The organism is Rhizobium sp. WYCCWR 11146, assembly GCF_013591995.1.
Taxonomy (GTDB): domain Bacteria; phylum Pseudomonadota; class Alphaproteobacteria; order Rhizobiales; family Rhizobiaceae; genus Rhizobium; species Rhizobium indicum.
In genome coordinates this window covers 36,048-57,121 of record NZ_JACCEY010000038.1, presented here as the reverse complement: position 1 = coordinate 57,121, position 21,074 = coordinate 36,048, and the positions used below count along the sequence as shown (strand labels likewise).

The following is a 21,074-nucleotide window of genomic DNA, read 5'->3' as shown; positions in this document are numbered from 1 at the left end:
GTTATAGCTCGCCTTTGTGAAAATACGCTTCGAGGCGGTAGCCGTCTGGGTCGATGATGAAGGCGGCGTAATAGAAGCGCCCATAATCCGGCCGCACACCCGGTTCACCATTATCCGTGCCGCCGGATGCGACGGCCGCCGCGTGAAAGGCATCGACCGCCGCCTCATCAGGCGCGACGAAGCAGAAATGCAGCCCCGATCGCATGTCGGCAACAACAGGCTGTTCGACCTGCATCACCCAGAGCCCGACCGTGTCCGGGCCGTAGCCGATCGTGGTGTCGGAATTGGACAGGCGCTCATATCCGAGCGGCGCCAGCGCCGCATCGTAGAAACGGCGGGCTCTTTCCAGGTCTTTTACGCCGATGGAAATATGATCGAACATGGACTGCGAAACTCCTTATCTTCCGCTAATGACTGCTCACACCCAAGATGGCACGACGCCGACATCTTTCAACCGCCGTTCTAAAGCACGTCGCGCCAAAGTGTGTGGGAGAGGCAATCCTGCGACAGCTGGCGCCTGCGGCAAAGCCTGAGGCCGACATTGCCGCATCCGTCCAGGTCTCGTTCTAAACAGCGCCTTCGGCGACGCTTTGCATCTGCTCCAGGTTCGTCACCTCATAGGTCCAGACTCGAAACGCCTTCAGCACATGCGGTCCGAAGGAATTGATGAGCGGTATGTCGGCGGCGTCGCGCCCGCGTGCGACGATGATACGACCGATCCGCGGCGTGTTGTTGCGCGGATCGAATGCATGCCATGCACCGTCGAGGAAGACCTCGATCCAGGCGCTGAAGTCCATCGGATCGACGACGGGAATACCGATGTCGCCGAGATGGCCATTGATATATCGGGCAGGAATGTTGAGGCACCGGCACAACGCCACCGCGAGATGCGCAAAGTCGCGACAAACGCCGACACGTTCGTGAAACGCCTCGAAGGCTGTCCGCGTCGATCGCGCCTGCAGATAGTCGAATTGGATATGGCCGTGAACGAAGTCGCAGATCGCCTGAACGCGGCCCCAGCCGGGTGAGACGGTGCCGAACATATCCCAAGCAATTTGACTGAGACGATCCGTCTCGCAATAGCGGCTGCCCATCAGGTAGACGAGGCAATCATCCGGCAACTCCGAAACCGGGAGTTCCCTGGCGCCTGGCAGCGACCTGTCCGGTTCGCCGTCGTCTTCGATCGTCGCATCGCCCCATATGGTCAGGTCGCCCGCCGGGGCAACCAGCCGAAGACACCGGTTACCGAAGAGGTCGCGATAAGTCGAAGTTGGAACATCAGGGGTGGTGAAGACCGTTTCCGGAATTCTGATGTCGGCCGCACGATCATCATGAACCGACAACAGGCATACCAATGCGGTCGGCTGCGGGCAGGTCAGCGTGATTTCATAGCCGTAACGGATCAACATGGAGCGTTCCCGCGCGTCCGGATCCGCTTAGCGGAAATCCGCCGCAGTTAGAGTATAGAAGGCGCGGCGGTGGTAGGAATAGGCTTTGTGTGCCACGTCCTGAATGGAGTTGCGCAGGGCGTCGAACGCCGAAAGCCACCTCGTTTCCGAGGGTTCGGTTCTTTGCAATGTCATGTCGGATTTCGCCAGCGCGCCAACCTCGATGAAGAACAACACCTGGAACATGCCGTCATGGCCGACGAAGCGCACAGCATTTCTCGCCGCATCGAAGCTGCGGCTTTGGTTCAGAAAGGCTAGCGCCATGGTTGAACCGGCGGGGTCTCACTCCGGGCGGCGTCCGACAGCCTCAGCCATTCCTTCCGGTATCCTATGTTGAGAAGATTGAAGGACATCATGTCTTTCCCGGCCTGCGAACGGCTCTTGCCGGGCACGGCATGGTCGGCATGCACTGGAACGTTTGCTGAGACACGATAGACGGTCGACGAACGGGCGGATTCGATCCGGCGGTCGTGTTCGATCTCCATGGAGTAGCGGCCGGAAGCGCCACATTTGTTTTCCCATGTGCCGACGGCAAAGGCATTCCGTCTTCGTTCGGCTTCGTCTTCATGGCTGTTCACGATGTCAACCTTTCGTCATTCGGGCCGTGGCCATGGCCAAACGTCCTCTCGATCAGTGTTGCGCCGCTGCCGGCGGGCGATAGGTTTACCAGTTCCAGACTGTCTTCCGTCGCGACGCGCTCATGACGTTCATCGTCGCTGCGGATGCGGTATTGCAGCACATTTCCTCTCGGAGGCAGCGTGGCGGTAATGCGGTATGTGTCGGGGAGCTTCGAGGGAACGACCAGGAACCCGTCCTTCACTCGGACAGTCTGCCCCACTTTGAAGATATGCGTTGCTGCCTCGCGCCGGATCGAGCGTCCATTGCGTTGCGGGATGCGCGTAGCGGTCATGACGGTTTGTGGTCCTTTTCGAGCGCGGTTTCGAGAGCTGACAGGGGGATAGGCATCATCTGCTGCGTCGAACTCTGCGTGGCGATCGCCGGCAGGTGGATGAAGGCGCCGACCCGTCGCCAGGCAAGCCTGGAAACGCTATCGATCAATTCCTCGTCATAATCGACGCGGTATTCTCCGGCTGGCTGCGCCCCGTCGAAACCGGGCAGGCGGAACGGGGATGAAAAGCGGACGACGGTTTGTGTGGTGCGACTGGTCACGGCTGAGGCCTCTGCAGGAAGACACCGATGCGTTTCCTGTATCGTTGAGATCCGAACCGGACGAACTCGATGCTGCCGGTACATCCGCGGTCAGCGCCAAGCTCATTCCGGATCGGAATAGGCGAAATCAACGCCGGAACGACGTCATAGATTGCTATCGAAAATTCAGTGGTGATGGCGGGTCGTAGGTCTCTGACACCGCGAAGCCAAGTCGGCCAAATCGACGAGACCTATCATTGCGCCTCGATTGAGTTTAAATCAAGATAATTCGGATTTATCTATGAAAAACGCTAAATTAACTCAACGACACGTTAAATAAAATTGAGCGCGATGGCGTGAAAATTCTATTCATTTCCTGATTATTACAAAATATCCGCTCAAATTGATTTCCTGAATTTTTAAAGAAATTCCCCGCGTGAACAATATTTCTTGGCACTCCTATCAATCGAGTGCCACGAGTGCTATTTATGAATTGCAGCCGCCCTACGCGCCGGCAGCAGAAAGACCTCTATGAAATTCCGTTCACTTCACGACCGCGTCGTCATTCGACGTGCGGAAGGCGATGTCAAATCCAAGGGCGGGATCATCATTCCAGACACCGCCAAGGAGAAGCCGCAGCAAGGCGAAGTGGTCGCAGTCGGCCCGGGCCTGCGCGACAAAGGCGGTAATCTCGTCCCGCTCGATGTCGAGGTCGGCGATCTCATTCTGTTTGGAAAATGGTCGGGGAACGAGGTCACGATCGATGACGAAACCCTTCTGATCATGAAGGAGACCGACATCATGGGCATCGTCGAAAAGACCGAAGCGGCCGCCGGCAAAGCCGCCTGAGGGTCGAATTTGTGACCCGCAACTCAAGACCGAACTGGGAAGAAATATCATGTCTGCCAAGGAAATCAGGTTCTCCACCGACGCGCGCGACCGCCTGCTGCGCGGCGTCGAATTGCTCAACAATGCCGTCAAGGTGACGCTTGGCCCGAAGGGTCGCAACGTCGTCATCGACAAGGCCTATGGCGCACCGCGCATTACCAAGGACGGCGTCAGCGTCGCCAAGGAGATCGAGCTCGAAGACAAGTTCGAAAACATGGGCGCGCAAATGGTGCGCGAGGTGGCTTCGAAGACCAATGACCTTGCCGGCGACGGCACGACGACGGCAACGGTGCTCGCCGCCTCCATCTTCCGCGAAGGCGCAAAGCTCGTCGCTGCCGGCATGAACCCGATGGATCTGAGGCGCGGCATCGATCTCGCCGTTATCGCCGTCGTCAAGGAAATCAAGGCGAGGGCGATGAAGGTCAAGTCATCAGGCGAGATCGCGCAGGTCGGCACCATTGCCGCCAATGGCGACGCCGCCATCGGCGAGATGATCGCCAGTGCGATGGACAAGGTCGGCAATGAGGGCGTCATAACAGTCGAAGAGGCGCGAACCGCCGAGACCGAACTCGATGTCGTCGAGGGCATGCAGTTCGATCGTGGCTATCTCTCGCCCTATTTCGTCACCAATGCCGAGAAGATGCGCGTGGAACTGGAGGAACCCTATATCCTCGTTCACGAGAAGAAACTCGGCAGCCTGCAGGCGATGCTGCCGATCCTGGAAGCCGTCGTACAGACCGGCAAACCGCTGCTCCTCATCTCGGAGGACGTTGAAGGCGAGGCGCTGGCGACGCTTGTCGTCAACAAGCTGCGCGGCGGCCTGAAGGTCGCAGCCGTCAAGGCACCGGGCTTCGGCGATCGCCGCAAGGCGATGCTCGAAGACATTGCCGTGCTGACCGCCGGCCAGATGATTTCCGAGGATCTCGGCATCAAGCTCGAGAACGTCACGCTCGATATGCTCGGCCACGCCAAGCGCGTGCTGATCGACAAGGAAAGCACCACGATCATCGACGGCTCCGGCGACAAAGCGGCCATCCAGGCGCGCATCCAGCAGATCAAGGCGCAGATCGAGGACACCACCTCCGACTACGACAAGGAAAAACTGCAGGAACGCCTGGCGAAACTCGCCGGCGGCGTCGCGGTCATCCGCGTCGGTGGCGCGACCGAGACGGAGGTCAAGGAAAAGAAGGACCGCATCGACGATGCGCTGAATGCCACCCGTGCGGCGGTCGAAGAGGGCATCGTGCCCGGCGGCGGCGTGGCACTGTTGCGCGCCAAGTCGGCGCTCATGGGCCTGACCGGGGAGAACGCCGACGTGACGGCGGGCATCTCGATCGTGCTGAGGGCGCTCGAAGCCCCGATCCGGCAGATCGCCGACAATGCCGGGTTCGAAGGCTCCATCGTCGTCGGCAAACTCGCCGACAGCAATGATCACAATCAGGGCTTCGACGCACAGACGGAGACCTATGTCGATATGATCGAGGCCGGCATCGTCGATCCTGCCAAGGTCGTGCGCACCGCTCTGCAGGACGCTGGTTCGATCGCGGCGCTGCTGATCACCGCCGAGGTGATGATCGCCGACATTCCCGCGAAAGATTCTGCGCCTGCTGCCGGAAATGGCGGCATGGGCGCTATGGGATACTGAGGCCAGCTTGACCGTTCCGGCGTCGCCGGACGGCACAACCCGAATAACAGACAGGGAGAATTCCAATGTCCTTACAGAGCAGCAGCAAGACATCGATTACCCAGCGTTTCGACAGTTACCAGCCGTCCAAGACGCTTCTCGCCTGGGCCTGCGTCGTCACGGCGATCGCCACGATGATCATCGGCTTCAGCTGGGGAGGTTGGGTCACAGGCGGCACATCAAGCAAAGCGGCAGCCGCCGCCAGCGAAACCGCACGCGGAGAACTGGCGTCGGCCATCTGCGTCGAGCGATTCAAGGCGGCGCCGGATGCGAGCGCTAAACTGATCGAGTTCAAGGCGATTACCGAAGGCTACAAGCAGCGTCAGTTCGTTGAAGCCGGCGGTTGGGCGACCATGCCCGGCCAGACTTCAGCCGATAGCCGAAGTGTCCAAGGCTGCGCCACTGCGCTTGCCGTCTGACACCGTTTTTCCAGAGCGCTCCGATGTATGTGCGGAGCGCGCCCACTGTTAAAGTAGGAAATGACCCATGATCCGTTTCGTGAAAAAGAACGACCCGCAGCCAGCCGCAGAAGACGCCGGCGAAAGCGTCAAGAAAATCCGCGAGGCAGCCGCCGAGGGGCCTAAGAAAGCCGCCAACGACAGCACGCGTCGCCGCGCGCCGCAGGCGGCGGAAGATGACGACCCGCTTATCTGAGCACAGCGCCGCACCGCAGTTCACGACTTAGCGATAGTCCAGCCAGATCCCGCCGGCGTCGGCGGACCGTACGCAGTTTTCGACCCAGCGCACGCCTTCCAGTCCGGCATCGACGTCGGGAAAGACGAGCTCTTCGATCCCCGCAGGGGCGAGGCCGCGCTCTCTGTTGATGGCAAAGCCGAAGCGGCGATAGAGGTTCGCCCAGGCTTCGAAGAGACCTTCCGGGTGGCCGCCGCCGATCCGGTCGTCGATCCTGGCCTCGGGATAGAGATAGTCCATGCCACGCTCGAGAATACGGGCCGGTTCGCCCTGGATCTCGTAGGAGAGCTGGTTCGGCCGCTCGTCCCACCATTCGATACTGGCCTTCGAGCCGACGATGCGGATCTTCTGGCCGTGCATGGAGCCGGCATTGACGGCGCTCGACCAGATGGTGGCGATCGCGCCATTATCATATTCCATCAGGGTCACCGCATTGTCTTCGAGCGGCGCTCGGCTTTTGACGAAGCTCTGGCGGGTGCAGAGCAGACGCCTGATCTTCAGGTGCGGCAGGATGACCTTGGCGATATAAAGCGGGTGGGTCCCGACATCGCCGAGCACATAGCTGGGGCCTGCGAATTTCGGATCGACGCGCCAGCGCGTCGAGGGGTTCTGCTCCTCCACCGCAGCGCTATGGAAGCCATGGGCGAATTGCAGGTTGACGATGCGGATCTCGCCGAGATCGCCATTCCTGACCATGGCGCGCGCCTGCTCGATCATCTGGTGGCCGGCATAGCCATAGGTCACGCCGACGATCCGGCCGCGCGCCTGGGACAGCGTCTTCAGTTCTTCGGCCTCGGCGATCGTGAAGCAGAGCGGCTTTTCGCAGATCACATGCAGATCATGTTCGAGTGCTGCCTGGCAGATCGCGAAATGGGTGTTGTTGGGTGTTGCGATCGACACGGCCTCGATGCCGTCAGCCCGCCTGGCCTCAGTCGCAAACATCGCCGCATAGTCCCGGTAGCTCCTGGCTTCGTCGAGCCCGAAATCGACGCCGAAGGCGCGGCCGCGTTCCGGATCGATATCGAAGGCGCCCGCCGCAAGGGCAAAAACGTCGTCGCGATGCGCCGCCGAGCGATGAATGTAGCCGATCTGGCTGCCTTTGCCGCCGCCGACCATGCCCCAACGGATCGGCTTTCGCCTGTCATTCGTCATCATCTTTTCCCTAAAAACCAACCGACCTGAGGTAATCGCGGCTTTGCTTCACATCTTCGAGGCTGCCGGCGACATTCCTCGGATCACGCTCCTGCTCGACGGTGATGAAGCCGTGATAGCCGATCTCCTCGAGCGTTCGCTTGACGGCGGGATAATCGATGACGCCGCGGCCGATCGGGCACATCACGCCCTGTCCGCAGGCATCGAAGAAGCGGATCTTCTCGCCAAGCACACGGTCGAAGACTGTCTGGTCGATGTCCTTGAAGTGGACGTAGTCGAGCCTGTCAGCATAGCGGCGAAGCATCTCGACGGGATCCATGCCGGCATAATAGCTATGGCCGGTGTCGAGGCAGAAGCCGGCGACCTCCTGCGGAATGTCACCTGCCACCCGCTCGATCTCATCAGCAAATTCGATATAGCCACCCGCATGCGGGTGGATGACGGCGCGCACGCCGTATTTGCGCTGAGCGAGTTCGGCGATCGCCGTGATATTGGCGATCATCCCGGCCCAAGCCTTGTCGTCGAGACGCGGCGCACGATCGGAATGGCCGGCGGCATAGTCCCGTTCGTCGTGCCCCCAGTCCATGACCGTGAGATAGTGGGTCCTGAACCGCTGGCCTGCCACCTGTTCTGGCTGCGGCAGCCTGGTGATGACGGCGCAGATTTCCTCCGTCTGCCGCAGCAACGTCTCCCGATTTTCAGGAGAGACGAGATCGTCGAAGATCGTGCCGGCGACGATGAAGAGATTGCGCTCGGTGAGCGCCTTTGTAACGAGCGCATCGTCGAGCGGCACGTAACCATAAGGCCCGAGTTCGAGGCCGCCGTAGCCGGCCGCTGCCGCCTCGTCGAAGACGCGTTCCCAGGCGGGAAGGTTTGGATTGTTGACGTCGTCCACGCCCCAGCAGCAGGGGGCTGTCGTAATCGTGATGGTCACGGTTTTATTCCTGATATTGGGTGCCGGGGCGGATGTTGACGATCAGCCAAGTTTCCCGGGCCAGTATTTGTCGACATATTTCTGGATTTCAGAGCGCATGAAGCGGCCTGAATCGTCGGCGCGCTCCTCCCAGCCGAAGACGCAGGCGGTAATGATGCCGTCGAACCCGACCGCGGCGAGCGAGGAGAAGAAGACATCCCAATTGATCTCGCCCTGGTACATATCCATGTGCTGATGGATGGTGACCTTCGCGCCCGGCGGATTGATGATGTAGCGCAGCCCGGATGAGGCCTTGTGATTATAGGTATCGGCCACATGCACATGGGCCATCAGCGGGCCGGCATCGCGGATCATCCGCGCCATATCGTCGCCGAAATAGAAGGTATGCGGCGCGCAGTAGAGGAATTTGACGTTCTTCGAGCCGATGGTCTTCAGCATGTCGATCGCCGGATGCAGCGTTTCGCACCAGTCTTCCGGATGCGGTTCCATGTTGAGCGTGACGCCCTCGCGCTCGAACACCGGAACGAGCTCTTCTATCGAGCGCCACCAGGCAGCCTCGCTGTGTTCGTGGGTATGTATGCCGCCGCAGCAGCTGGCGCGGTGGCTGCGATCCGGCGACGGCCCGCGGCCGAATTCCGAGTTCATCGTATCGCAGCCCATTTCGGCGGCGATCGCGATTGCTTCCTTCCAGTAGCGCACCGCGGCCTGCCGCTCGTCCTCATGCGGGCTCGCCCAACGATACATCGGCAGGATCGAGGCGAGCTGGACGCCGTGATCCTTCAGGGCCGCCTTGAATTCCGCGATGCGTTCCTTGTGTGCCCGCGGGCGCACCCACCAGGGCAGAAAATCGTCGCGCGGTGAAAGCTCGATATGCTCATAACCGAGCTCCGCTGCCTTGCGGCAGAGGTCGCGCAGGTTGAGGTGACGGTGCATATGCGGGTCGAGTGCGATCTTCATCTGGCTCCTCCGTCATCCCCGGCCGCTTCGCGCCGGCGAACGATCCTTGATCTCGGTTGTTTTGGACCGTCCGGTGCTCCTCCCGGATTGCTGGCACGATACTGCTGCGGCGCCCTCATGCTCCACTGCTTCCTTGATCAAATTTGATCATTGACCTCACAGCAGGCCGATGCTCTGCTGTGTCAGCTTTGAGAGTGAGTGAGCCCTGATGAAGGTGACTTTGAAGGATGTCGCAAGCCAAGCCGGCGTTGGCACCGCGACCGTCGAGCGCGTCCTTAACGGCCGCGGCGGCGTGCGGCCGGAGACGGTGGAGAAGGTCCTCCTGGCGGCAAGACGGCTTGAATACCGGAAGAGCCTGCCGGTCGCCCATCGCGGCCTGATCCGGATAGAGGTGATCCTCGTTCGCCCGGAGACCAGCTTCTATTCGCGTCTGAACCGGGCGTTCGAGCGCATCGCTGCTTCGCTCGGCGACAGCATCACCGTTCACCGCACCTTCGTCCGCGAGAACGAGCCAGCGCAATTTGCCCGTTACATCACCAATCCGACGGCACGCCGGTCGGCGCTGATCGTGGTTGCGCCCGACCATGCCGATGTCGTCACCAGCGTGCGGAAAGCGGCCGGTCTCGGCATTCCCGTCGTTCAGATCATGACCCGTCCGGCCCCCGAACTGCCCTATGTCGGCATCGACAACTATGCTGCCGGACGCACCGCGGCTCACTACATGTCGGGCATGCTGGCGCAGCGCCCCGGTTCGTTCGTCGCTCTCTGCCACAGCGGCGCCTATGAGAACCATAAGGAGCGGATCCGCGGCTTCTCCAGCTATCTCTCGGAGAAGGGTTCAAACGACCATCGTTTCATCGAGGTCATGTTCGACCTCGATGACGAACACAATGCCATGGAACTGCTGCACGCGGCCCTCCGGCGCGAGCCCGGCATCATCGGCGTCTATAGTGCGGGCGGCGATAACAAGGGTGTGGCCAGGGTGCTCGAGGCAAAGAAGGCTGGGCGGCCATTCTGGGTCGGCCACGAATTGACGGGAGAGACGCAGGACTATCTCCGCCGCGGCATCATGTCGATTGTGCTCGACCAGGCGCCGGAGGTGCAGGCGAGGCGATCGATAGACCTTGCCCTGAACAGGCTCGGTCTCATGGAGGTGGAGGTCAGCGCCGAACCAGTGCGCTTCCTGACAATCACACCCGAAAATCTTTGAGGCGGGATAAGGATGCCCGGACAATCCGCTCGAATGAACGCCAGCGGCTTTCACGATGCTGGCGCGACCTTACTGCAACTGCGGCTTTCTGAGAAAGCTGTTGCGGTCGGCGGATTTGATGCGCAGCCAGGCTTCCCGGCCGTTCCTGAGGATCCGCATGGGGATTTCGGCGCCGGCCGGGCCGCTGCTCCAGATCTTGCGGTAGAAATCGGCCAGGCCATCGACCTCTTCGTCGCGGATCTCCGAAATGATGTCGCCCTGACGCAGGCCCGCCTGGGCGGCTGGACCGCCTTCGGCCACGCTCATGACCACCACGCCGCCATTGCTCTCGGCGGAGAACGCGCCGAGCCAGGGCCGCGGCGGCTTGTTGACCTGGCCGCGGTTCAAGAGATCGTCAAGGATCGGCGGCAAAAGGTCGATCGGCACCACCATGTTGATATCGGCAACCTCGTCGCCATCGCTCATCTGCAGGCGAAGCGAACCGATGCCGAGAAGCTTGCCATCCGAACCGATCAGCGCCGCACCGCCCCATGAGGGATGGGCAGGTGCCGTAAAAATCGCCTCGTCGAGCAGATATTCCCAATAGCCGGCAAACTCCTGCCGGGCGACGATATTTGCCTCGACGAATTCTCCGATGCCATCGGCCAGCACGACGGGATCGCCCGCCTTGGCTGTCGCCGCGTCGCCGAGATCCACCGCAGGCGCATTCAGGGGCCCAAGCGCCTGGACCAGGCCGAAGCCGCTTTCCTGATCATAGGCAAGCGCGTGCGCGGGAACCACACGCCCGTCATGGGTCGTCAGCCAGACCTCTTCGGCCTCGGTGATGAGATAACCGATGGTCAGCACCAGCCCGTTGTCGCGAATGACCACGCCGCTGCCTTCCCGGACAGTGCCCAGCGTCTCCGCTGTGAAGGCATCTTCCGGAATGGAGGAACGGACGGCCACGACTGACCGCAAAATCGGATCGATATTCATGCTTTCATCCCGATGGGTGCCGGCGCGAAAGGCCGAAAGCCGGCGCATTCTTCCTTGAATAGGTAAGAGAATGGACGGCGGGTGCAAGACCGTATCGGAGGGAATTTCGGCAGGCCAACGCGCGACCGCCCTCCGATGCCTGCACCAATCAAGGTTTCACTGAGCCCCGAGCCTATCTCGCATGGCACCGGCGGGCGGCTGAGCGCGACCATATTGCCGCGGCGAGCATCCCATCACTCTCTTGAAAGCGGTGCTGAATGCGCTTTCGGATTCATAACCGAGCGACAGGGCGACACCGGCAATTGCTTCGGCCGAGTTTGTCAATCGGTCACCTGCGAGAAGCATGCGCCAGCGCGTCAGATAATCCATCGGCGCAAGCCCGACCTTTTCCTTGAAGTGGAGAGCAAAACTGGACCGGGACATCGAGGCCCGTTCAGCCAGCGACTGCAAGGTCCACTTGCGGGCCGGATCGGCATGCAGGGCACCGATAGCCGCGCCGATCCGCCGGTCGGTAAGCGCGAAAAGCCAGCCGACGCCGCGCGCATTCGGCGATGCGATATGGAGGCGCAGCACCTGCATGAGCATGACGTGAGCAAAATGCTCCGCCATCAGAAAGCCGCCCGGCTGCTGGTCGCGCAATTCGCGCGTCATCCGATCGAGGCACCAGCGCAGCACGGTGGCGTGATCGGAATCCCTCTTCACATGGACGATCGGTGGGAGGATTCCGAGAAGGATGTCCGAATTTCCTCCCGAAAAGGAAAAACGGCTGCCGATCAGGAAGAAATCGCCGCCGCCATTGCAAGTCGCAATGCCGTCGCGGGCGATCGAATAGATCGCATCGGACGGGATCGCTTCGAGCGCCGGATCGCTGGCGAGACGAAAGGCTCGGCGGCGCGTCAGCAGAAAGCAGTCGCTTTCCTCCAGGCGGACAGCTTCGGCAACGCCATCGACGCTCAGCCAGCACCCGCCTGAAATCACCGCGTTGAACTTGATGCCATCCGGGGGCGGAAAATCGATCGCCCAAGCGCCGCCAGCGTCAAGCCCCGCGGAAACATAGCTGCGCGGTTTGAGCAATGCGAGAACATCGGATAACGGGTCCATGTAAAAATCCGGACGATGGCGAAGAGATGTCGGACTTTAGCGCATGGATCGTCTAGAGACCACGCCTTATTCTCGCGACGTCATCCCGAGCGACGGCAACGTCGCAGAACAAAGGTAATTATCATGAATGACAAACAAGTCCCCATCGGCTCCGGATTTGGAGCCCACACGACGGCCGGCGAGGTTCTGGCCGGTCTCGATTTTTCCGGCAAGCGCGCCATCGTCACCGGCGGCCATTCCGGCCTCGGGCTCGAGACCACGCGCGCTCTGGCGGGCGCCGGCGCGAAGGTGACCATCGGCGCAAGGAGCATCGAGGCGGCGCGTAGCGCGGTCGCCGGTATCGATGGCGTAGAAATTGATCGGCTCGACCTTTCCGACCTCGAAAGCGTTCGCGCCTTTGCCGAGCGGTTCGTCGCGTCTGGCCGCAGCATCGACATCCTGATCAACAGCGCCGGCATCATGGCGTGCCCGGAAACGCGTGTCGGCGACGGATGGGAGGCACAGTTCGCGACCAATCATCTCGGCCATTTCGCCTTGGTCAACCGCCTCTGGCCGACGATCTCGCCCGGCGCTCGCATCGTTTCGGTTTCCTCCGGTGGCCATCACAACTCGGCCATACGATGGAAGGATGTGCAATTCGAGACCGGTTACGACAAATGGCGGGCCTACGGTCAGTCGAAGACCGCCAACGCACTTTTCGCCGTGCATCTGGACAGGCTCGGGCGCGACACCGGCATCCGCGCCTTCTCGCTGCACCCGGGCAAGATCCTTACCCCCTTGCAGCGCCATCTCGCAAAGGAGGAAATGGTCAGTGCCGGCTGGATCGATGCGGACGGCAATCCGATTGATCCGACATTCAAGACGCCATCCCAGGGGGCCGCCACGCAGGTTTGGGCGGCGACCTCGCCGCAACTCGACGGTATGGGAGGCCTCTATTGTGAGGACTGCGATATCGCCATCCGCGCAACGGCTGGAGAACCGGGCGGCGTCAGCGACCATGCAGCCGATCCCGAGGAGGCGGCACGCCTGTGGATCTTGTCGGCAAGGCTGACCGGCATTGACGCTTTCGCGGCGTACGCCTGAAGCCATAGCGCGCGGCAAACCCTCATCAAGGCGCGCTGAAGACGCTGCCGATTGTCTTGCCGTCCTCGCGCCTCACCCGGGCCTTCCCGGGTGAAAGCCCGATCGGCAAGCCGAGCGGATCGTCAGCACGTCATTGGCGCACACGCTGTCGAAATCGGCCTGCGACAGCGCGGTCGCCGTGCCAAATTGTATTTGCGCAGATAGCAGTCAAATCCGGCGACAATCCGTCATTAAAACGTATCAAGGCGTACGCAAAAGCTGCGCCATTCCGTCCTGCGTCGTTCGCCGGACTTGGCGCGCGACATTTTTCGTGACAGCGGCATTGTGCAACAATATACGGTCAATCTCATCAGGAATCAGACCGACACGGATCACGACATGAAAGACTGGCATCCCGATCTCAGCCGCAGCAGCAGCCCACGTTATATGGCGATCGCCGATGTGATCGAAATGGATCTGCGCAGCGGGCATCTGGTGGTTGGGGACCGGCTGCCGCCGCAACGCGAACTCGCCAAGCGGCTGAACGTCGATTTCACGACGGTGGCGAGAGGTTATGTCGAGGCGCAGAAGCGCGGGCTTGTGGATTCGCATGTCGGCCGAGGCACCTTCGTTACCGGTGGCGCGGACAAGGAGCGCCAGGGATTCGCGCCCGACGCTGCGCCCGATCCCCGCCGCGCCTCGATCGTCGATTTCTCGATGAACATGCCGCCGGAAACGGACGACCCCGAGCTGATCGCCCGCATGCGCGAGGGCATGTCGGCGGTGACGGCGAACCTCATTCCGCTCCTGCGCTACCAGGGTTTCGGCGGCTCCAGCATGGACAAGGAGGCTGCCGCCTCCTGGCTCAGCCGTCGCGGGCTGGTGCCCTCGCAGGAGCGCATCTTCGTCACACCCGGCGCCCATCCGGCCCTGCTGGCGATCTTCGGCTTGCTGGCAAAACCGGGCGAAACCGTGCTTTCGGAAATCATCACCTATCCCGGCATGCGTTCGATCGCCGCCCAGCTGCGGCTCAATCTGGCCGGTCTGCCGATGGACGAGGACGGTATCCTGCCGGACGCCTTTGCCGAGGCCTGCGAAAGATTGAAGCCGAAGGCGCTCTATCTCAATCCGACGCTGCAGAACCCGACGACGCTGACCATCCCGGCCAGGCGTCGCGAGGAGATCTGCGCCGTTGCCCGCAAATATCATGTGCCGATCGTCGAGGACGATGCCTATGGCTTCATTCCGCAGCACGGCCCGGCGCCGCTCGCCGCAACAGCGCCGGATCTCACCTGGCATATCGGCGGACTGGCGAAATGCATCGGCGCGGGTCTGCGCCTTGCCTATGTCGTGGCGCCGGACAGCAAGGCCGTGTGGCCTTTCGTCAGCGCCATGCGCGCCAACAATGTCATGGCCTCGCCACTGACCGTGGCGCTCGCCACCCGCTGGGTCGAGGACGGCACTGCCGATACGATCCTGCGTTTCATTCGCGCCGAGGCCGCCGCCCGCCAGCAAATGGTAGCTGCCATCCTGCCGGCTGGCAGCTACCGCGCCGATCCGATCAGCTTCAACATCTGGCTGCCGCTCTCCAACGGCTGGACCCGCTCCACCTTCGGCAGCCATACCCGTTCTTCCGGCATCGGCGTCGTCGCAAGCGATGCCTTCACGGTCGAGGGCACGGCGCCCGAGGCCGTGCGCGTCTGCCTTGGCGGACCGATCACCCGGGAGAAACTGCAGAGCGCACTGGAATTCATGGCCCATGCGCTGGAAGGCCCGCCCGAAATGGCGGCGTCGTTCTTCTGACGCAGAACCCCGCCTCGAGCTGATCAGGCACGGACGAAATCCGGAAGCGGTCGGGAATCAGATCGGTCGCACCCTAAGCTGTTCGGGCATGGCGAAGCATATCCGTCACGCTCACGTTTGATCCGCCCAGGCTGCCAGGCCTGGCTGCGCCCCAAATGCTTTTTCAGAAATCTGCAGTCAGCTTGCCGCCAGCCTGCGCTGGGAGATCTGCGGCATTCTGACGAATTGACTGGTAATGTCTTTGAAATGTAATTATATTGCATGCATACATTAGAGGCATTGAATGCATCAATGTTCGCGGTACAGGAAAGCGAAATCGTCATGGACACGGAATATCCCCCACTTCCTCCGATACAGACCGGCATCAGGGGGCGCTGCCCGCGTTGCGGCCAGGGCCATATGTTCAAGGGCTTCCTGACGCTGCAGCCGGAATGCGAGGTCTGCGGTCTCGATTATTCCTTCGCCGATCCGGCTGACGGTCCGGCCTTCTTCGTCATCTGCTTCGCCTGCGTCCCGAGCGTACTGCTCGGCGTCTGGCTGGAGGTGGCCTTTTCGGCGCCGATCTGGGTACAGCTTCTGGTCACCGGTCCCTTCATGCTCGCCACCTGCATTCCGCCGCTGCGGCCGCTGAAGGGCTGGCTGGTCGCCAGCCAGTATTTCTACAAGGCGGAAGAGGGTAAGCTTGCCTAAAGCATGTCGCGCAATCGCGCGCTTTAGTGCCTATTTCAGCGTCGCGCGCAGGCGCGGCGTCGCGAAATCGAGCAGCGCCCGCAGTTTCAGCGGCACCAGTCCCTGCGCGGGATAGACGAGATGCACCGGGGCCGGCGGCGGTTCGAAATCTTGGAGCAGCGGCACCAGCAGGCCGGCCATCTCGGCGCCTGCGGCCTGGTAGGAGAGCACGCGGGTGATGCCGAGGCCGGCGACACCCGCATCGACCGCGGCCTCGGCGGTGTTGACCGCAAGCCGTGAGCGGATCGGCACGGCGAGATCATGTTTCCCCTCGGTGAATGTCCAGCTCAGCATCGAGGCCATACCCTCGAAGCTGACGCAGTCATGCCGAGCGAGATCGCCTGGATGCCGGGGGTGGGCGTGCCGCGTCAGATAATCCGGGCTGGCATAGACCGTACGGCGGATCGCGCCGAGCCTTGTGGCGATCAGGTTGCTGTCCGGCAGGTTGCCGATCCTCAGCGCCACGTCGATATGATCCTCGACGAGGTTCGACAGCCGGTCGCCAAGCATCAGCCGCAGATTGATATCGGGATAGGCTTTCAGGAAATCCACCACCACAGGCAGGACATGCAGCCGCCCGAAGACGATCGGCGCGGTCATCGTCAACTCGCCCTTCGGGGCGCTGTATTCGCCGGCCGCCGTCCGCTCCGCCTCTTCCACCCGATCGAGAATTTCCCGCGCCGCCTCGACATAGGAGCGGCCGGCTTCCGTCAGCGTGATCTTCCGGTTGCTCCGCTGCAGCAGCTGGGCGTTGAGATGTGTTTCCAGTTCCGAAACCTTGCGGCTGACGGTTGCGAGCGGCGATCGAAGATGCCGTGAGGCGGCCGACAGGCTGCCCTGTTCGACAACGGCAAGAAGCACGGTCATGGCGTCGAGGCGGTCCATGTTATCCTTCCATGAATTGGTAAGATGCCTTCCAGATTAGCATTCTACTGCAGCCAGGTGGAAGGCAGTAAATTGCACCGCAGATGGTTCGAAGCGGCCATCGCCAACCGCATCCCGTCGATTAGAAGACCAGAGGAACCATCATGAAACTCTACCATCACCCGCTTTCCGGCCATGCGCACCGGGCTCACCTGTTCCTGTCGCTGCTTGGCGTGCCCTATGAACTGGTCGAGGTCGACCTGGCGGCTGGCGCTCACAAGGCGCCGGACTTTCTGAAGCTCAATCCCTTTGGCCAGGTGCCGGTGCTCGACGACAACGGCACGGTCATTGCCGATTCCTCCGCCATCCTCGTCTATCTCGCGCGCAAATACGGCCGCACCGACTGGCTGCCGGAAGAGGCGGTGGCCGCGGCGCGGATACAGAAATGGCTCTCGGTTGCATCAGGCGAGATCGCCTACGGACCCTGTGCCGCGCGCCTGGTCACCGTCTTCGGCGCCGATTTCCGCACCGACGAGGTGATCGCCCGGGCGCACCGCATTCTGGCGCTGATCGAGGCGGAGCTCCACGGCCGCAGCTTCCTGCTCGGCGACAATCCTGTGATCGCCGACATCGCGCTCTACAGCTACATCGCCAATGCGCCGGAAGGCAATGTCGATATCTCGGCCTATCCAAGCGTTCGTGCCTGGCTTGCGCGCATCGAGGCGCTGCCGGGTTTCGTCGGTTTTCGCAAGACCAAGATCGGCCTTGCCGCGTGAGAAACCGCCAGGGCAGGGACGCTGCCCCGGTTCCCCCAAATGTTGCCCTGAAGGAGGCCGTGATGCTGGAACAGACAAGACAGGACGCCACATCGCCCTGGCATGCGGGCGAACTCGCCATGCAGCGCAGCGTCGGTGTCGCCGAACGCATGGACGGGCCGGGCCGGAATTTCGTCCGCAAGGCCATGCCGGAGCAGCATCGCGCCTTCTTTCCGATGCTGCCTTTCGTTGTGCTCGGCGCCGTCGATGCGAAGGGCGATGTCTGGGCAACGGTCAGGGCCGAGCGCCCGGGTTTCATGGCCTCGCCGGAGCCGGAAATTCTCGAGGTGCACCTGCCGCGTGACGCAGCCGATCCTGCCGATGCCGGCATGGAGGATGGCGACGCGATCGGAATGCTCGGTATCCAGCTCGAGACCCGGCGGCGCAACCGGCTGAACGGCGCGATCCACAGGACGGATGCTGGAGCTTTCCAGGTACGCGTCGGCCAGAGCTTCGGCAATTGCCCGCAATATATCCAGCTTCGCTCTTCCGCCTTCGTCCGCGACCCTGATGTGCCCACAGCGATGCCGCCGCTTCACTCCGGCCAACTCGACGATCGGGCGCGGCGGATGATCGAGGGCGCCGATACCTTCTTTGTCGCCTCCTATGTCGACCGGGAGAATGGCGAGCGGCAGGTGGACGTGTCCCATCGCGGCGGCAATACCGGCTTCGTGCGTGTCGGCGCCGACGGCGTGCTGACCGTTCCCGATTTTCCCGGCAATCGGTTCTTCAACACGCTGGGCAATTTCCTCGTCAATCCGAAGGCGGGGCTGGTCTTCATCGATTTCGAAACCGGCGACATGCTGCAGATGACGGGAAGGGTCGAGGTGCTGCTGGATTCACCTGAGGTCGCCACCTTTCAACGGGCGGAAAGGCTGTGGCGTTTCACGCCCGAAGCGATCGTGCTTCGCCCGGATGCCCTGCCGCTTCGATGGAGCCAGCATCGCGACCTCTGAGGCGAAACGTCGCTTCGAGGCGGCTTGTTAATCAGTGTACCGATAGGTACAATGAAAACCATTCAGTATAGGAGAACCTATGTCCAGCCTCGTCCCGCCTTTCACCTTTGAGACCGCCACCCAGAAAGTCCGTCTTGCCGAGGACGGCTGGAACAGCCGTGATCCCGAGCGCGTCTCGCTCGTCTATACGCCGGACAGCCGCTGGCGGAACCGCGCCGAATTCATCACCGGCCGCGCCGAGATTGTCGCCTTCCTCGCCCGCAAATGGGCAAAGGAGCTGGATTACCGACTGATCAAGGAGATCTGGGCCTTCACCGATCATCGCATCGCCGTGCGCTTCGCCTATGAATGGCACGATGACAGCGGCAACTGGTTCCGCTCCTATGGCAACGAGAACTGGGAATTCGACGCCGCCGGCTTGATGCAGCGCCGCTTCGCCTGCATCAACGACCTGCCGATCCGGGAATCGGAGCGCAAGTACCATTGGCCGCTCGGCCGGCGGCCGGACGACCATCCCGGTCTGACCGAGCTCGGCCTCTAAACAAGCCAAGGAAGCCGCGGGTGAAGACCATCTACGAACGCGCCGACATCGTGCCGTTGCTCGCGGAAATCTTCCGCGAGCTCGGTTATGAGGGCACGTCGCTCAGCCGCATCACCGAACGCACCGGCATCGGCAAGGGCAGCCTTTACCACTTCTTCCCCGGCGGCAAGGAGGAGATGGCGGGCGCAGTGCTCGCCGACGTCGATGCCTGGTTCGAACATGCGATCTATCAGCCGTTGAGAGAGGGCGACGCCCATCAGGCGATCGCGGCGATGTGGACTGATGTGAACGATTATTTCCGCTCCGGGGGCCGCATCTGCCTCGTCGGCGCCTTCGCGGTTGACGAGACCCGGGAACGGTTTTCGGCAGCGATCGGCGACTATTTCGTCCGCTGGATCGACGCCTTGCGTTCGGCGCTGATGCGGGCAGGCTGCCCTGAGGGGGAGGCGCAAACGCTCGCCGAGGAGGGCGTCGCGGGTATTCAGGGCGCGCTGGTGCTGTCGCGTGCGCTCGACGACAGGATGGTTTTCACCCGATCATTGAACACGCTGGCGAAACGGCTAGATGCTGTGATGCGATGAGGGGGCTGTACTACGATGAGGGGCGGTCAACCGCTGGGACGTTTATTGCACCTTTGAAAAATTCACCCGGCCACGAGTGACTGGCCGGGGCATTGATCGGGCGCTGGACAGCGCTCGAGCTTACATCGGTACTGCTTTGCGTCTATTTCAGCGTTGTTGTTGAGGCTGCTGGGCCGGACGCGTATTTTCCCGTTCAGGGCGAATCTGGCGCCATTCGTTTTCCATCTGGTCGACGACATGCTGGGGAATGGTGGTTTGGGTATTGGCGGGCGTCTGCATCGGAAGTCTCCTCTTTCGGGGTCAAGGCTTCAGGGCAGGAAGATGCATTGCACAAGACAAAAGGCGTGTAAATCAGTGGTTTAAACACTTTAAACGATTAAATGAATTTTAATCGATTAACACGGTTTTAACCATGATATTTTTGGGAAGCGCGGAATGGTTGTCCACTTGGACCGAAGGTTCTTTTTCGAGGCTGTGGGGGACGGGCTCTTCAAAGGAAAGCTGACTCATCCTCAGGTAGTGGGTATCACGGCGATTCTCGACGCCTGGGAAGAACGGTTTGCCGATGCCGACCGGCGGTGGCTCGCCTATATCCTCGCAACCGCTTACCACGAGACCGCTTATACGATGCAGCCGGTGCGCGAGACGCTGGCGGAAAGCGATGGGCGCGCGGTCGAGATCCTCGAGACGGCCTTTGCCGCAGGCCGGCTCTCCTGGGTGAGGACGCCCTACTGGCGGCCGGACGAGGATGGTCGCAGTTGGCTCGGACGCGGCCTGGTGCAGCTCACCCATAAGCGGAACTACGAGGCGATGAGTGTGCTGACGGGGATCGACCTCGTTGCCGATCCCGACCGGGCGATGGAGATGGATGCGGCGGTGACGATCCTGATCGAGGGCATGCTGCAGGGCAGCTTTACCGGCCACAAGCTCGCCGATCACCTGAACGCGACGACCGCGGATTGGGTGAATGCGCGCCGCATCGTCAACGGCACCGACCGGGCGGAAAAGCTCGCCGCCTATGCCATGGTCTTCGATGCGGCGATACGTCCCGATGCGGCCCGTAGCATGCTCGCGCGGTTGAAGGCCTGGGGCGCGCATGTTATCGCCCGGCTGATAGCTGGAGCACGGCGCGTCCGATAGGATGCGCCAGGGGCGCTCCATCATTTTGATAAATCTGACAGGAGCTTCAGCGTGATCCGTCATATCGTCTTCTTCACCGTGCAGGAGGAACATCTGCAGGAGGTGAGGGCCGGGCTTTCTATACTGACCGGCATTCCGCATGCGCGGCTGCTGGAAATCGGCACCAATGTGAAGACCGATCAGCTGGGCACCGAGATCGATCTCGTGGTCTATGGCGAATTCGACGATGAGGCGGCCCTTGCCGCCTACAAGGCGCATCCCGATTATCAGCTCTCGATCGATCGCGTGCGGCCGCTCCGGGAAAAGCGCATCGCCGCCGACTACGATAACCGCACGGCAGTGACGCGGCCGCTCTGACTGGCGCAAGCGTTCGGCCACGCCGTATTCCAGTA

27 protein-coding genes are annotated in these 21,074 nt (G+C 61.7%); 14 read left to right on the top strand and 13 right to left on the bottom strand.

All coding sequences use genetic code 11. The features are described from left to right. Position 1: 1 nt before the first annotated feature. From HX899_RS29545 to HX899_RS35310, 6 genes are all read right to left on the bottom strand, one after another. Positions 2–382, bottom strand: coding sequence for a VOC family protein (locus HX899_RS29545; RefSeq protein WP_029875279.1), 381 nt, complete (start codon positions 380–382; stop codon positions 2–4). Between the two features lie 184 nt (positions 383–566). Further along, a complete protein-coding gene (locus HX899_RS29540) occupies positions 567–1,409 on the bottom strand; it encodes a transglutaminase family protein (RefSeq protein ID WP_138328494.1) in 843 nt (280 codons plus the stop codon). Between the two features lie 27 nt (positions 1,410–1,436). Further along, entirely contained in the window at positions 1,437–1,712 is a 276-nt protein-coding gene (locus tag HX899_RS29535) for a DUF1488 domain-containing protein (RefSeq protein ID WP_138328493.1), read from the bottom strand. After that, the gene (locus HX899_RS29530) at positions 1,703–2,026 is read right to left on the bottom strand and encodes a hypothetical protein (protein WP_138328492.1); all 324 of its coding nucleotides are present in this window, start codon (positions 2,024–2,026) and stop codon (positions 1,703–1,705) included. The genes HX899_RS29535 and HX899_RS29530 overlap by 10 nt, the downstream gene beginning before the upstream one ends. Continuing rightward, positions 2,023–2,358, bottom strand: coding sequence for a hypothetical protein (locus HX899_RS29525; RefSeq protein WP_138328491.1), 336 nt, complete (start codon positions 2,356–2,358; stop codon positions 2,023–2,025). The genes HX899_RS29530 and HX899_RS29525 overlap by 4 nt, the downstream gene beginning before the upstream one ends. Continuing rightward, entirely contained in the window at positions 2,355–2,618 is a 264-nt protein-coding gene (locus tag HX899_RS35310; RefSeq protein WP_138328490.1) for a hypothetical protein, read from the bottom strand. Before HX899_RS35310 ends, HX899_RS29525 begins: the two co-directional genes overlap by 4 nt. A gap of 510 nt (positions 2,619–3,128) precedes the next feature. On the opposite strand from HX899_RS35310, the gene groES reads away from it, so the two are divergent. From groES to HX899_RS29500, 4 genes are all read left to right on the top strand, one after another. Next, positions 3,129–3,446, top strand: coding sequence for a co-chaperone GroES (groES, locus tag HX899_RS29515; RefSeq protein ID WP_138328489.1), 318 nt, complete (start codon positions 3,129–3,131; stop codon positions 3,444–3,446). A gap of 49 nt (positions 3,447–3,495) precedes the next feature. Further along, positions 3,496–5,130, top strand: a complete 1,635-nt coding sequence (gene groL / locus HX899_RS29510) for a chaperonin GroEL (protein WP_138328488.1) — start codon at positions 3,496–3,498, stop codon at positions 5,128–5,130. A gap of 65 nt (positions 5,131–5,195) precedes the next feature. After that, on the top strand, positions 5,196–5,588 hold the full coding sequence (locus HX899_RS29505) for a hypothetical protein (RefSeq protein ID WP_181294038.1): 393 nt from the start codon (positions 5,196–5,198) through the stop codon (positions 5,586–5,588). A 67-nt stretch (positions 5,589–5,655) separates the two neighbouring features. Continuing rightward, a complete protein-coding gene (locus tag HX899_RS29500; RefSeq protein WP_017959667.1) occupies positions 5,656–5,823 on the top strand; it encodes a hypothetical protein in 168 nt (55 codons plus the stop codon). Positions 5,824–5,850: 27 nt separating this feature from the next. Here HX899_RS29500 and HX899_RS29495 read toward each other — a convergent pair whose 3' ends face one another. Genes HX899_RS29495 through HX899_RS29485 form a run of 3 tightly spaced genes read right to left on the bottom strand, consistent with a single transcriptional unit; the run spans position 5,851 to position 8,905 of the window. Then, entirely contained in the window at positions 5,851–7,017 is a 1,167-nt protein-coding gene (locus tag HX899_RS29495; RefSeq protein WP_181294037.1) for a Gfo/Idh/MocA family protein, read from the bottom strand. 7 nt (positions 7,018–7,024) lie between these two features. After that, the gene (locus HX899_RS29490) at positions 7,025–7,948 is read right to left on the bottom strand and encodes a sugar phosphate isomerase/epimerase (protein WP_181294036.1); all 924 of its coding nucleotides are present in this window, start codon (positions 7,946–7,948) and stop codon (positions 7,025–7,027) included. A 42-nt stretch (positions 7,949–7,990) separates the two neighbouring features. Further along, positions 7,991–8,905: a sugar phosphate isomerase/epimerase family protein gene (locus HX899_RS29485; RefSeq protein WP_181294035.1), complete on the bottom strand. Its 915-nt coding sequence runs from the start codon at positions 8,903–8,905 to the stop codon at positions 7,991–7,993. A 208-nt stretch (positions 8,906–9,113) separates the two neighbouring features. Here HX899_RS29485 and HX899_RS29480 point away from each other — a divergent pair, with 208 nt between their 5' ends. Further along, the gene (locus HX899_RS29480) at positions 9,114–10,115 is read left to right on the top strand and encodes a LacI family DNA-binding transcriptional regulator (RefSeq protein ID WP_181294034.1); all 1,002 of its coding nucleotides are present in this window, start codon (positions 9,114–9,116) and stop codon (positions 10,113–10,115) included. Positions 10,116–10,184: 69 nt separating this feature from the next. Here HX899_RS29480 and HX899_RS29475 read toward each other — a convergent pair whose 3' ends face one another. Then, entirely contained in the window at positions 10,185–11,090 is a 906-nt protein-coding gene (locus HX899_RS29475) for a S1C family serine protease (protein WP_181294033.1), read from the bottom strand. A 156-nt stretch (positions 11,091–11,246) separates the two neighbouring features. Continuing rightward, on the bottom strand, positions 11,247–12,191 hold the full coding sequence (locus tag HX899_RS29470) for an AraC family transcriptional regulator (RefSeq protein WP_181294032.1): 945 nt from the start codon (positions 12,189–12,191) through the stop codon (positions 11,247–11,249). Positions 12,192–12,314: 123 nt separating this feature from the next. On the opposite strand from HX899_RS29470, the gene HX899_RS29465 reads away from it, so the two are divergent. The 3 genes from HX899_RS29465 to HX899_RS29455 all read left to right on the top strand — a co-directional run bounded on the left by HX899_RS29465 (position 12,315) and on the right by HX899_RS29455 (position 15,746). After that, complete coding sequence (locus tag HX899_RS29465) at positions 12,315–13,274, top strand: SDR family NAD(P)-dependent oxidoreductase (RefSeq protein ID WP_138328481.1); 960 nt, start codon at positions 12,315–12,317, stop codon at positions 13,272–13,274. A gap of 378 nt (positions 13,275–13,652) precedes the next feature. Then, entirely contained in the window at positions 13,653–15,056 is a 1,404-nt protein-coding gene (locus HX899_RS29460) for a PLP-dependent aminotransferase family protein (RefSeq protein WP_138328480.1), read from the top strand. A 321-nt stretch (positions 15,057–15,377) separates the two neighbouring features. Further along, a complete protein-coding gene (locus HX899_RS29455) occupies positions 15,378–15,746 on the top strand; it encodes a DUF983 domain-containing protein (protein WP_033180699.1) in 369 nt (122 codons plus the stop codon). A gap of 30 nt (positions 15,747–15,776) precedes the next feature. Here HX899_RS29455 and HX899_RS29450 read toward each other — a convergent pair whose 3' ends face one another. Continuing rightward, positions 15,777–16,670 (bottom strand): LysR family transcriptional regulator, encoded by an 894-nt coding sequence (locus tag HX899_RS29450; RefSeq protein ID WP_181294031.1) that lies wholly within the window; start codon positions 16,668–16,670, stop codon positions 15,777–15,779. 143 nt (positions 16,671–16,813) lie between these two features. On the opposite strand from HX899_RS29450, the gene HX899_RS29445 reads away from it, so the two are divergent. From HX899_RS29445 to HX899_RS29430, 4 genes are all read left to right on the top strand, one after another. Continuing rightward, the gene (locus tag HX899_RS29445) at positions 16,814–17,425 is read left to right on the top strand and encodes a glutathione S-transferase family protein (protein WP_138387707.1); all 612 of its coding nucleotides are present in this window, start codon (positions 16,814–16,816) and stop codon (positions 17,423–17,425) included. A gap of 62 nt (positions 17,426–17,487) precedes the next feature. Continuing rightward, a complete protein-coding gene (locus tag HX899_RS29440) occupies positions 17,488–18,420 on the top strand; it encodes a pyridoxamine 5'-phosphate oxidase family protein (protein ID WP_181294030.1) in 933 nt (310 codons plus the stop codon). A 79-nt stretch (positions 18,421–18,499) separates the two neighbouring features. Next, positions 18,500–18,961, top strand: coding sequence for a nuclear transport factor 2 family protein (locus HX899_RS29435; protein ID WP_138328476.1), 462 nt, complete (start codon positions 18,500–18,502; stop codon positions 18,959–18,961). Between the two features lie 20 nt (positions 18,962–18,981). Further along, the gene (locus tag HX899_RS29430) at positions 18,982–19,542 is read left to right on the top strand and encodes a TetR/AcrR family transcriptional regulator (RefSeq protein WP_181294029.1); all 561 of its coding nucleotides are present in this window, start codon (positions 18,982–18,984) and stop codon (positions 19,540–19,542) included. Positions 19,543–19,689: 147 nt separating this feature from the next. On the opposite strand, the gene HX899_RS35510 is transcribed toward HX899_RS29430, so the two are convergent. After that, complete coding sequence (locus HX899_RS35510; RefSeq protein WP_018241303.1) at positions 19,690–19,821, bottom strand: hypothetical protein; 132 nt, start codon at positions 19,819–19,821, stop codon at positions 19,690–19,692. Between the two features lie 156 nt (positions 19,822–19,977). Here HX899_RS35510 and HX899_RS29425 point away from each other — a divergent pair, with 156 nt between their 5' ends. Together HX899_RS29425 and HX899_RS29420 are read left to right on the top strand one after the other, a co-directional pair. Then, the gene (locus HX899_RS29425) at positions 19,978–20,682 is read left to right on the top strand and encodes a hypothetical protein (protein ID WP_138328474.1); all 705 of its coding nucleotides are present in this window, start codon (positions 19,978–19,980) and stop codon (positions 20,680–20,682) included. 51 nt (positions 20,683–20,733) lie between these two features. Further along, entirely contained in the window at positions 20,734–21,039 is a 306-nt protein-coding gene (locus HX899_RS29420) for a Dabb family protein (protein ID WP_012756708.1), read from the top strand. The last annotated feature ends 35 nt before the right edge of the window (positions 21,040–21,074 follow it).